Source organism: Arthrobacter sp. UNCCL28 (assembly GCF_900102805.1).
GTDB classification, from domain to species: Bacteria; Actinomycetota; Actinomycetes; order Actinomycetales; family Micrococcaceae; genus Arthrobacter; species Arthrobacter nicotinovorans_A.
In genome coordinates this window covers 24773-36653 of the sequence record NZ_FMWE01000001.1, presented here as the reverse complement: position 1 = coordinate 36653, position 11881 = coordinate 24773, and the positions used below count along the sequence as shown (strand labels likewise).

Genomic DNA, 11881 nt, shown 5'->3' with positions numbered 1-11881 from the left:
GCCCGCGTGACGACGCCGCGACCCAATGAGCCACCGGGCGGAGGGACCGCGTCCTAGACTGGAGCCAGACTCAGCCTCACCTTGAACGAGGCCCTCCAGAAAGGCCCTGATGCTTCAGGCAGCACGCCACTCAGCCATCATTGATGCCGTCCAGCGCGAACGCGTGGTCCGGGTCTCGGACCTCGCACAGTTGCTGGGGGTCTCCCCCATGACCGTCCGCCGGGACATCGAAGCACTGGAGGAAACCGGCCGCGTGGAGCGCATCCACGGCGGAGCCAAACTGCCCGGTGATGCAAGCACGCATGAGCCGGGGTTCGAGCTGAAGTCCACTCAGCTCACCGCCGAAAAGCATGCGATCGCCGTCGAGGCTGCATCCATGGTCCAGGAAGGCATGGCTATTGGCCTCAGCGCCGGAACCACCACGTGGGCCTTGGCGCAGGAACTGGTTCACGGGCCCCGCATCACCGTGGTCACAAACTCCGTACGGATCGCTGATCTCTTTCATCATGGATCGTCGTCCGGCCCCGCCCGCTTCGGCTCCACGGTGATCCTGATCGGCGGCGAGCGCACGCCCTCGGACGCCTTGGTGGGACCCATCGCTACCGCTTCCCTGAAGCAACTGCACTTGGATGTCTTGTTCCTGGGCGTCCACGGCATGGATGCCCAGGCCGGTTTCACCACGCCGAACCTGCTCGAAGCAGAAACGGACCGCGCCTTCATGGCCTCCGCCCGGAGCACCGTTGTCCTGGCCGATCACAGCAAGTGGGGCGTGGTGGGCATCGCTTCGATCGCCCAGCTGGAAGAGGCCGATGAACTGATCACCGATTCCCTGCTGGGCGAGGATGCCCGGCGGGTGCTGGCCGAGAATGTGGCGAAGCTAAGGATCGCCGGCGCCTGACTCATACCGCGGGTGGAGGCCGGGCGGCAGAGTTCAGCCGCGGGACTGACGCGGCCGGCCGGGGCAGACGGCGATGCTGGATATATGAACGCCATACTCCACGCCCAGCAACTCACCAAGCACTACCCCGGCAGCATTGCCTTGGACCAGGTTGACTTCACGGCGAACGCCGGGGAGTCCATCGCGATCATCGGGCCCTCCGGCTCGGGCAAGACCACCTTGTTGCACTGCCTTGCCGGTATTTTGAGGCCCGACGCCGGTTCCATCACCTTGCACACGCCATCGGCGCCTTTGCGCCTGGATACTTTGGGAGACGCGGCGTTGTCCCGCCTGCGCCGGGAAGAGTTCGGATTCGTGTTCCAGCAAGGCATGCTCCTGCCGGAATTGACTGCCGTGGAGAACGTTGCGCTGGCCCTGATGCTCAACGGGACTGACCGGGCGTCGTCCGAGTCCCGGGCCGCCGAATGGCTTGGCGCCTTGGGCCTTGCCGGCATGGAGCAGCGCCGCTTGGGAGAGTTGTCAGGTGGGCAGGTCCAGCGGGTGGCGATCGCGAGGGCCCAGGTAACCGGTGCCCGGGTTGTCTTCGCGGACGAACCCACGGGCGCGTTGGACTCGGCCACGTCCACCGAAGTCCTGGACGTTTTGCTGCGCTCCGTGGCCGCCAACGGACGGACACTGCTGGTGGTCACCCACGATCCCAACGTCGCAGCCCGGTGTCAACGGGTGGTGGAGCTGCGTGACGGCAGGATCGTGGCGGACAGTGGCGGACCCGTTCCGCCGTCGGCCCCTGTCCAGCCGGCGAAAATCCCGGCACCTGTGAATACCCAGGCCACGCTGAATACCCAGGCCACCAACACCCAGGCCACCAACTTCAAGGGTGCCTTCAATGTCTAGTCTCTCCATGGCCCTCCGGCTCACCCCTTACCTGGCGCGAAGCAGCGGCAGCAGCCTGCGCGAAACGGGCCTGCGCGATGCCGGACTTCCCGTTCTGGCCTTCGGCACGGTCACCGCCCTCCTGCTGACCGTGGCCGGTGGTTCACAGGTTTTCTGGTCCTGGTCCGACGACATCGCAGGTACCTACCAGGCGTTGGCCGTCGTCGCGATGGTCTTGCTCATCATCCCGCTCCTGACGCTGGGGGCCTCCGCCGCCCGACTCGCCGCCCGCCGTCGTGATGACCGCTTGGCGTCCCTGCGTTTGCTGGGTGCGGACAGCGCCACTGTGGTCTGGATGACTGTCATCGAGTCCACCGTGCTCGCGGCTGTTGGCGCACTCGCGGGCGCGGGACTGTACGCCTGCGCGGCACCGTTCCTGGGTTTGATCCAGTTCCGGGGCCAGGCGATTGCCGGCCATGCGTGGCTGTCTGTACCGTCCATCCTGGGCTGCATTGCCGCCGTCTGCGTGCTGGCCGCAGCAAGTGCCGCCTTGGGACTTCGCAAAGTGGTGGTGACGCCGTTGGGAGTCAGGACACGGCAATCGGCCGACGGCGTCCATTGGGTTCGCGGACTCATCGCGGCTGTTGTGGTGGTTGTGGGAGTGGTGGCGATGGGTATGCTCAGCAGCTTTGGCGGGTTCATCGTGATCGTGGCCGTCATGGGTGGCTGCTTTGGGCTGGCATTGCTGGCGTTGAACCTGATGGGTCCCTGGGTCCTTAGGTTGCGGGCGTCCTCGCAGCTCAAACGGGCCAAGCGCCCGGAACAACTGCTGGCCGCCCGGACCGTCCTGGAGAGTCCCAAGGAATCGTGGCGTCAAGTTGGGGGCGTCGCGATGACCAGCTTTGTGGGCGTTTTTGTGGGTGTGGGCATGGCCGTGGCAGACACCATGGGCTCCGGAGCGGACAACGAGGCCGCGCTGTTGGTGCGCGATATCAACACAGGCGTGATGATCACACTTCTGGGCTCGTTCCTGATGGTGGCCTGCTCAGCGGGCGTCAACCAGGCGGCTTCGGTGCTGGACCGGGCGTCCACCCTGGTGGCTCTGGACCGGGTGGGTATGCCGCGCAAGCTCATGGTGGCCTCGCGGGTGAAGGCTGTGATGTCCCCGCTGTTCCTGGTGGCCGGCCTTTCCGCAGCCGCTGCGGCCGCCTTGGTCCTGCCGCTGACGGGCATGGTGTTGTTGACCCAGCCCGTGGTGCTTCTGACCATTGGCGGCGTATTTGTGGCGGGTTTCCTGCTGGTGCGGCTGGCCGTCGCGGCGGGAACGGCTCAGATCAACCAGGTGCTGGCCCGCCCGGAGCGCTACGCGAGCATGGACTCCTGACCCGACCAGCCGCCGTCGTAATCCCCTTTGGAGCCCCCTCCCCCAAAAGCCCCGCGAGGTGGCACTTAAGGACAGTGTTGGCGCCCGCACAACATTGTCACTAAGTGCCACCTCGCGGGGTTATTTGCAGCCGCAGGACTGCCGGATGATCAGCTCGGTGGGCAGGATATGGTGCTGCAGCTCGTCCCCGCGGCTCTTGCCAACCAGGGCCTGCACGGCAGCTTGGGCCATGGCCTTGACGGGCTGGGCCACAGTAGTGAGCGCGGGCCAGCTGTACTCGGAATCCAGGGAGCCGTCGAAGGACACCAGCGCAAGGTCCTCGGGCACCCGCACGCCGGCCTCGTGAAGTGCCCTGAGGATACCGATTGCCTGCATGTCGTTGCTGGCGAAGATCGCTGTGGGGCGGTTGGCCATGGAGAGGAACCTCTTGCCCACCTCATACCCGCCCGGTCGGCTGAAGGGACCATGCAGCATGGGCCCGTCAGGCAGTCCTGCCTCACGCAGGGTCGCCAGCCAACCCACCTCGCGCCCGTCCAATTGGTTGCCGGTATTGGTGCCGATCGCCAGGCCAATGTTTGTGTGGCCGTGGCCGATCAGGTGCTCCACGGCGGCCCTGGCCCCAGCTTGCAGGTCAACACCCACGCTGTTGAACCCAGGGGGTGAGCCCGCGTTGTTCAGCAACACCGCGGGGATCTCGGAGGCTTCGAGTTCGGAGACGTCGGGATCGAACACGCAACTGGCAAGGAACACACCGTCCACCTGCCGGGCAGCCAAGGTGCGGATATTCTTGCGTTCGCGCGTCAGGCTTCCGTCCGAGTTGGTAAGCACCATGCCGAAGCCCAGTTCCGCCGCAGCATCTTCCACGGCATGGGCCAAGTGGGTGAAGAACGGGTTGGTGTTATCCGGAACCACCACGCCGATGGTTTCGCTGGATCCCAGCTTCAGTGCCCGGGCGGCAGCGTTGGGCCGGTACCCAAGGACGCGGATGGCCTCGCGCACCTTGGCTTCCGTTGCCGGGGCCACATTCTTGGGGCCACCGTTCACCACATAACTGACGACGGCGGTACTCACCCCGGCGTACCGGGCCACGTCTTTGCGTGTAACCGGGCCGCGCGAGGTTTGTACCGCCGAAGGTGTCATGAGGTAAATGCTAGCTACTCCACGGGGGCATCACCGAAGTCGCGGATGGGCAGGCGCTCCCCGCCACGCAGCGCGGACTCGTGGGCGATGATGCCCGGGAGGGTGAACCGGGCAGCCACCCACGCGTTCACCGGGGGAAGGGACCGGTTGTTCACGGCTGTCACAAAGTCGTCCACCAGGAACTGATGGCTGCCCTCGTGTCCGTTGGGTGCGCCCAGGAACTCCTGCGGGAGCCTGGACTGGTCATGCACCGGAGCCAACCCCGAAATGAAGGCATCCCTCAACTCCGGCGCAACGTCTGCCAGGGAGGGGTCATCCAGGGACATGGTGGGTTTGGTTTCCACCTGCTCGGAGACGTCTTCCACCGTGGACTTGTCCTGCCACACCGTGGTGGTGGCAAGTTGTTCGAAGCTTGCCTCGGTGCCGAAGAACCGGAAGCGGGACTCACGGATATGCGATGGGTACCCCACGCGGCGCATCTCGTTGGTGCGCATCGCACCGCCGTCGTTCATTTCGAACAACGCCGTGGCGTTGGAGAAGTCGTTGGCGAACATGCTCACGTCCTTATCGAAGACACCATCGCCGCGCTGGTCCTTCACCCCGATGCAGCTGACGCTGACGGCGTGGCCAGGTACGGCGCCGAGGACGCCACCAATGGCATGTGTCGGGTAGAGCATGGGCGGGTAGCTGGCGGTTTCCTTCCACCGCTCTCCGCCGCTGTACTGATAAGCCTCATAGAAGCCGAGGTCCATGTCATGGACGTAATCGCCCTCCGTGTAGAAGATACGGCCGAACTTGCCTGCCGCGTGCTGCTGCCGGGCGAAGACCGTAGCGGGGTTGTAGTAGCTGGTCTCTCCCATGGCGTAGACCAGTTTGGTCTCCCGGACGGCCTCGATGATCCGTGCTATCTCCTCTTCGGAAATGGCCATGGGCACTGCTGAATAGACGTGCTTGCCGGCCCTGAGGGCGCGCTCCACCAAGGGGCCGTGGGTCCACCGCTGCGTGAAGATGGCGACAGCATCGACGTCGGACTCCAACAGTTCCTCGAAGCTGCCCATCACTCCATCCAGTCCCCAACGCTCCTGCGCCGCAGTTGCCCGTTCGGGGAGTTCATCCACCGCATACACGGCACTGACGCCCGGGTGGAGCTTGAACAAATGGGCGAACTGGCTACCGAACTGCCCTACACCCACAACACCGATCGAAAACGTCATTGTTTACCTTTCCTGGGGCCGTTGAAGCAGCCTCCGCGTGTACTTCCCTGATTTCCCGTCGAGTCTCGCATCGCAATCTACTCGAGTCAACTGAAACAACATTTGTGAACATTTTTCCCCAAAAATTTGCGCCAGCTCTTGCCATGCTCAGATCTACTCGTGTAGATTCACCACCAGTTGTTACGCACATCACAGTCAGGAAAGGGTCGATGATGACCACGATTACCAAACAACCGGATCCGGGGCCTACCACCGGCGCGGCCGGGAAACCAGGAAAACCTGGAAACCCACGGAAGCGGGGAAAACCGTCCGATGGGTTCCGCGGCATCGGTGACCTGAAGGTAGCCCTCTTCTTCATCGCACCGGCGATGGTGGGCTTGATCCTCTTCTACCTCGTCCCGACCATCAGGGGCATCTACCTCAGCTTCACCGAGTACAGCATCCTCGGCGACCCCGAATGGATCGGTACGCGGAACTACGAACGCATAGCCAAGGACCCGCTGTTCTGGAATGCCTTGGGCGTCACTTCTGAATACGTAGTGATCAACATCGTCCTCCAAACGGCCTTGGCCCTGGGCCTTGCCATCCTGATGCATCGCGTGGCAAAGTCGACCCTCATCCGCGGCGCGCTCCTGATGCCCTATCTGATGGCAAACGTCATCGCGGCCCTGCTTTGGTTTTGGATGCTTGACTACCAGATCGGCATCATCAACCAGATCATCGAATGGACCGGGCTTCCGCGGGTGGCCTTCTTCGGCAGTGAGCAATGGGCCATCCCCACCCAGGCACTGATCAACACGTGGCGGCACATGGGCTACACAGCCCTCCTGATCTTCGCCGGACTCCAGGCCATCCCAAACAGCGTCTACGAGGCCGCCAGCATCGACGGCTCCAGGGCGGTGAGCACTTTCTGGCGGATCACGTTGCCACTGTTGCGGCCGGTCCTGGTACTGGTCCTCGTAGTGACCGTCATCGGCTCCTTCCAGGTCTTCGACACCGTTGCCGTCACCACGGCCGGCGGACCCGTCAACGCCACCCGGGTGCTCCAGTTCTACATCTACCAGCGCGCCTTCAACGAGCAGGACTTCGGCTACGGATCCGCCCTGGCCGTCATCCTCTTCCTCATCCTCGCAATCGTCGCTTTCATCCAGATGAAATTCCTCCGCGGCAACCAGTCGGACCTGGACTAAGGACACGCCATGACCACTCTTGCATCGCCCAAGTCCGGCAGCCGCCGTCGAGCATTCAGCCGGCCCTTCAACTGGCGACGTGCCATCGCCCTGACCCTCCTCGCCCTGGCCGTAGCCGTGAGCATCCTGCCCTTCTACTGGGTGCTGCGCACCGCGCTGTCCTCCAACGGCTCCCTCGCCGCGAACTCCGCCAACCTGTTGCCGGCCGACTTCAACCTGGGCGCGTTCAAGCGTGTCTTCGGCCTCCAAAGTGCCTCCGAAGCCATCGCCGAAGGCGGCTCGGGCGCTTCGATCAATTTCTGGCAGTACCTGTGGAACTCGCTGCTCTTCTCCGGCATCACCACAGCCTGTGCGGTGTTCTTCAGCTCGATGGCCGCCTACGCGTTCTCCCGGCTGCGGTGGAAAGGCCGCGACGCAGTCTTCTCCCTGTTCCTTGCCACCATGCTCGTCCCGCCGATCTTCACGGCCCTGCCCAACTTCCTGCTCATCAAGAACCTGGGCCTGCTCAATTCCATGCTGGGGCTCGTGCTGCCCTACCTGTTCATGACCCCATTCGCGATCTTCTTCATGCGCCAGTTCTTCCTGAACATGTCCAGGGAAGTCGAAGAAGCTGCAATGCTGGACGGCGCCAAGCACTGGCGGATCTTCTTCCAGATCATCATGCCCAACGCAGCTGCCCCGATCGCGACCCTCGCGCTGCTGACCTTCATGGGTCAGTGGAACGAATACTTCTGGCCACTGCTGGTAGGTACCTCCGAGGAGTCCCGGGTACTGACCGTGGGTCTGGGAGTCTTCAAATCCCAGTCCCCGCAGGGCGCGCCGGACTGGTCCGGGCTCATGGCCGCGACACTTGTCTCCGCCACGCCCGTGCTGATCCTCTTCGCCATCTTCGGCAAACGAATCGTCAACTCCATCGGCTTCAACGGCACCAAATAATCTCCTCCCTCCCGCGGAACCCGGCATGTGCCGGCACGCACCCCCACCCGTCCTGAAAGGACCAACCATGATGAACAAGAAGGCACTGGGCGCCGTCGCCGCAGCCGCTGTCCTCGCACTGTCCGCCTGCTCGGGCGGAGCCTCCGGGGCAGAAGCTGCCAAGGGCGAGATCAACTACTGGCTCTGGGATGCCAACCAGCTCCCTGCCTACCAGCAGTGCGCCACCGATTTCACCAAGGCCAACCCGGACATCACTGTCAAGATCACCCAGACCGGTTGGGACGACTACTGGTCCAAGCTCACCAACGGCATGGCCTCCGGCACCGCACCGGACGTCTTCACGGACCACCTTTCCAAGTACCCGGACTTCCTCAAGACCAAGCAGCTGGTGGCCCTTGACGACTCCATAAAGCAGGACAACGTAGACGTTTCCCAGTACAACGAAGGCCTTGCCGACCTCTGGGTGGGCCAGGATGGAAAGCGCTACGGACTGCCCAAAGACTGGGACACCGTTGCCCTGTTCTACAACCAGAAGATGGCCACCGACGCCGGCATCACCCCTGAACAGATGGGCTCGCTGACCTGGAACCCGCAGGACGGCGGAACGTACGAGAAAGCAATCGCCCGGCTCACAGTGGACAAGAACGGCAAACGGGGCGACGAAGCAGGCTTCGACAAGGACAACGTTGCCGTCTATGGGCTGGGGCTGCCGGGCTCCGACGCCGAGAACGCCGGCCAGACGCAGTGGAGCTACCTGTCCGCCACCACGGGCTGGACCACCACAGACAAGAACCCGTGGGGTACCCACTTCAACTACGACGACAAGAAGCTCCAGGACACCATCGACTGGTGGGCCTCACTCGCCGCGAAGGGCTACATGCCCAAGCTTGAAACCACCGTTGGCGCCAACGCCGCCGATAGCTTCGGTGCAGGGAAGGCCGCCATCAACAGCAACGGTTCCTGGATGATCGGCCAGTACACCGGCTACAAGGGCATCGACGTCGGCATCGCCCCCACTCCCCAGGGCCCCGAAGGCAAACGCGCCTCCATGTTCAACGGATTGGCCGACTCAGTGTGGGCCGGCACCAAGAAGAAGGACGCTGCCATCAAGTGGGTCGAATACCTCGGCTCCGCAGCCTGCCAGGACGTCGTAGCTTCCAAGGCCGTGGTGTTCCCGGCCATCACCACCTCCTCCGAGAAGGCAGCAGAAGCCTTCAAGGCCAAGAACGTGGACGTCAGTGCCTTCACCCAGCATGTGAAGGACAAGACCACCTTCATGCTCCCGATCACCGACAACGCCGCCAAGGTTGCCGGAATCATGAAGCCTGCAGTTGACGCTGTGATCGCAGGCAAGGCCCCGGCCAGTACGCTGACGGCAGCCAACGAACAGGTCAACGCGCTCTTCGCGAAGTAACACCCCTGTTGTGGGGCCCGCTTTGCGCGTTATCTTCATCGCAAAGCACGCAGAGCGGGCCCCGCAGCGCCCCTTTACCGGCCCAGAGCCCACCGATTGAAAGTGACTTCATACATGCACCCGCTCCATCTCCGTTCCGCAGGTACCAGCCTGGTGATCAGCACCCACCGCGGAGAGGCTGAGATAACCCACTGGGGAGCCGACCTGGGCGAGACCCTGCCTGACCTGGCCATTCTCAACGAGCCAATTCCGCCTTCCGCCATCGACGCCAACGTCCCCGCAGGGCTCCTGCCGCAGGCTTCCTCGAGTTGGCAAGGACGGCCCGGACTGCGTGGCCACCGCATTACCGACGGCGTACCCGGCTTTGATTTCTCCCTCCGCCTTCGCACGGTGAGCGCGACGGCGGACGGTACTGCCGCCGTCGTGGTTCAGTCCGATCCCGACGCCGGCATCACCGTGACCAGCAACCTCACCTTGCACCCGGGCGGGCTTCTCGAACTGCGACACACCCTCACCAACGACGGCACCTCCCCTTTCCAGATTGATGAGCTGGCGACGATGCTCCCGGTGGCGCCTGACGCCGTCGAACTTTTGGACCTGACTGGTCGCTGGTGCCGTGAACGCCACCCGCAGCGCCGGGCCATCCAACAGGGAACCTGGGTCCGGACCGGACGCCACGGACGTACCGGACACGGCTCATCCCTCCTGTTGGCTGCGGGGACCGCCGGGTTCGGTAACCGCCACGGCAAGGTGTGGGCCACGCACCTTGCCTGGAGCGGCAACCACGAGCAATTTGCGGACAGCGTCGCCGATGGGCGCACCATGGTAGGCGGCTCAGAGCTGCTGGGACCCGCCGAAGTCATCCTTCAGCCGGGCGGGAGCTACACCACGCCTGCACTGTTTGCCGCCTACTCAGACCGTGGTTTGGATGGGATCTCGGAAGCGTTCTACTCCTGGTTCCGCTCACGTCCGCACCACGTGGGTGCAGCTTCCGGAAAGGCCCGCCCAGTAGTCCTCAACACCTGGGAAGCGGTGTACTTCGACCACAACCTGGACACCCTGATCGAGCTGGCGGAATCGGCGGCTGAGCTTGGCGTTGAGCGTTTCGTGCTCGACGACGGCTGGTTCCGCGGGCGCCGCGGCGACCACGCCGGGTTGGGCGACTGGTACGTTGACGAAACCCTCTGGCCCGATGGGCTGACGCCGTTGATTGATGCCGTGACCAGCCGCGGTATGGAGTTCGGTCTCTGGGTGGAGCCGGAAATGGTCAACCTGGACTCCGACATCGCCAGGGCGCATCCCGAATGGATCGTGGGGCCCTCGGCAATTTCCCACAAGGACGGTGGCCGGCTGCCCTTGGGATGGCGGCAGCAGCATGTGATCGACCTCGTGAACCCGGACGCGTGGCAGTACATTTACGACCGCATCCACGCGCTGCTGAGCGAGAACAGCATCAGCTACCTCAAGTGGGACCAGAACCGGGACCTCCTGGAACACGGACATGCCGGCCGGGCTTCGGTCCACGAGCAAACACTGGCTGCCTACCGGCTCTTCGACGCCTTGAAGGCCGCCCATCCCGGGGTGGAAATCGAAAGCTGCTCCTCCGGTGGCGCGCGTGTGGACCTCGGCATCCTGGAACGGACCGACCGTATCTGGGCCTCGGACTGCAACGACGCTTTGGAACGGCAGACCATCCAGCGATGGACCGGATTGGTGGTTCCGCCGGAGCTGGTGGGCGGCCACATTGGACCCACGACGTCGCACACCACTGGCCGCACCCACGACCTCTCCTTCCGCGCCGTCACTGCCCTTTTCGGGCACTTTGGCATGGAGTGGGACGTCCGCAGCGTCACCGGAGAGGAGCGCGAGGAACTCAAACGCTTCATCGGCCTGTACAAGGAACACCGCGGACTGATCCACAGTGCACGAATGGTGCGGGCCGATGTGCCGGACGAGTCGCTGATGGTGCACGGCGTTGTTGCCGATACTGAAGGGGCCGACGGCGGCACACCCGCTGGTGCCACTGCTGCACTTTTCGCTGTGGTGAAGACCCGTACAGGCTTTGGGGAGCTGACCGGACGGGTGGCGATCCCGGGACTGGTTCCTTCCCGTTCATACCGGGTGGAGGCGATTTTCCCGACACCCGGTGACGCCGACTACGGGCACACCTTCACTGAGGCAAAGCCCGCGCCGTGGTTGGCGACCGGGGCCGAAGCCACGGGACGTTTCCTGGGCGAAGTGGGCTTGCCGATGCCGGTCCTGAACCCGGAGCACGCCATCCTGCTGCGGTTCACGGCCCTCTGACGCTCACTCACATCCCCTGGGCTTCCCGGGAACCCTCACGCACATCCCCTGCGTTTTAGACGGCGTCCGCCAGATAGTCGATGGCCAGCTTGTACCCAAGTACGCCCGCGCCAACGATGATCGCAGTACAGACACCCGACAAATACGAGTGGTGTCGGAACTCTTCACGCTGGTGGACGTTGGTGATGTGTACTTCGACGGCGGGAAGCTGCACCGCGGCCAGGGCGTCACGGAGTGCCACTGATGTATGCGTGTAGGCACCGGCGTTGATCACAATTCCGACGGCGGTGCCTCGCGCTGCGTGGATGGCGTCCAGGAGGTCGCCTTCATGGTTTGATTGCACGCAGTCAACGGTGAAGCCATGGGCTGCGGCCGCCGACATGGCGAGCTGCTCGACGTCGGCCAGTGTTGACGTTCCATACTTCTCAGGCTCGCGTGTGCCCAAAAGGTTGAGGTTGGGTCCATTGATCACAAGGATGGTGCCGCGACCAGCTTCGGTGGCGGGGGTGGCTTCAGTCATGGCTCCCA

General features: G+C 63.8%; 10 protein-coding genes. 7 read left to right on the top strand and 3 right to left on the bottom strand.

What is annotated here, in order from left to right; translation table 11 throughout:
* Positions 1 to 109 precede the first annotated feature (109 nt).
* From BLQ01_RS00165 to BLQ01_RS00155, 3 genes are all read left to right on the top strand, one after another.
* Positions 110 to 898, top strand: a complete 789-nt coding sequence (locus BLQ01_RS00165) for a DeoR/GlpR family DNA-binding transcription regulator (protein WP_026546546.1) — start codon at positions 110 to 112, stop codon at positions 896 to 898.
* Between the two features lie 84 nt (positions 899 to 982).
* On the top strand, positions 983 to 1792 hold the full coding sequence (locus BLQ01_RS00160; RefSeq protein WP_026541381.1) for an ABC transporter ATP-binding protein: 810 nt from the start codon (positions 983 to 985) through the stop codon (positions 1790 to 1792).
* On the top strand, positions 1785 to 3155 hold the full coding sequence (locus BLQ01_RS00155) for an FtsX-like permease family protein (RefSeq protein WP_254779073.1): 1371 nt from the start codon (positions 1785 to 1787) through the stop codon (positions 3153 to 3155). The genes BLQ01_RS00160 and BLQ01_RS00155 overlap by 8 nt, the downstream gene beginning before the upstream one ends.
* 120 nt (positions 3156 to 3275) lie before the next feature.
* Here the strand turns inward: BLQ01_RS00155 and BLQ01_RS00150 are convergent, their stop codons facing one another.
* A complete protein-coding gene (locus tag BLQ01_RS00150) occupies positions 3276 to 4295 on the bottom strand; it encodes a LacI family DNA-binding transcriptional regulator (RefSeq protein WP_026541383.1) in 1020 nt (339 codons plus the stop codon).
* A 14-nt stretch (positions 4296 to 4309) separates the two neighbouring features.
* The gene (locus BLQ01_RS00145; RefSeq protein WP_091549678.1) at positions 4310 to 5509 is read right to left on the bottom strand and encodes a Gfo/Idh/MocA family protein; all 1200 of its coding nucleotides are present in this window, start codon (positions 5507 to 5509) and stop codon (positions 4310 to 4312) included.
* Between the two features lie 368 nt (positions 5510 to 5877).
* Between BLQ01_RS00145 and BLQ01_RS00140 the strand changes: the two genes are divergently transcribed.
* The 4 genes from BLQ01_RS00140 (at position 5878) to BLQ01_RS00125 (ending at position 11353) form a co-directional block, all read left to right on the top strand.
* Complete coding sequence (locus tag BLQ01_RS00140) at positions 5878 to 6699, top strand: carbohydrate ABC transporter permease (RefSeq protein WP_081733348.1); 822 nt, start codon at positions 5878 to 5880, stop codon at positions 6697 to 6699.
* Positions 6700 to 6708: 9 nt separating this feature from the next.
* On the top strand, positions 6709 to 7635 hold the full coding sequence (locus tag BLQ01_RS00135) for a carbohydrate ABC transporter permease (RefSeq protein WP_026541386.1): 927 nt from the start codon (positions 6709 to 6711) through the stop codon (positions 7633 to 7635).
* 67 nt (positions 7636 to 7702) lie between these two features.
* A complete protein-coding gene (locus BLQ01_RS00130) occupies positions 7703 to 9049 on the top strand; it encodes an ABC transporter substrate-binding protein (protein WP_026541387.1) in 1347 nt (448 codons plus the stop codon).
* A 114-nt stretch (positions 9050 to 9163) separates the two neighbouring features.
* The gene (locus BLQ01_RS00125) at positions 9164 to 11353 is read left to right on the top strand and encodes an alpha-galactosidase (RefSeq protein WP_091549677.1); all 2190 of its coding nucleotides are present in this window, start codon (positions 9164 to 9166) and stop codon (positions 11351 to 11353) included.
* 55 nt (positions 11354 to 11408) lie between these two features.
* Here the strand turns inward: BLQ01_RS00125 and aroQ are convergent, their stop codons facing one another.
* Positions 11409 to 11873: a type II 3-dehydroquinate dehydratase gene (gene aroQ / locus BLQ01_RS00120; protein WP_091549676.1), complete on the bottom strand. Its 465-nt coding sequence runs from the start codon at positions 11871 to 11873 to the stop codon at positions 11409 to 11411.
* Positions 11874 to 11881 lie beyond the last annotated feature (8 nt).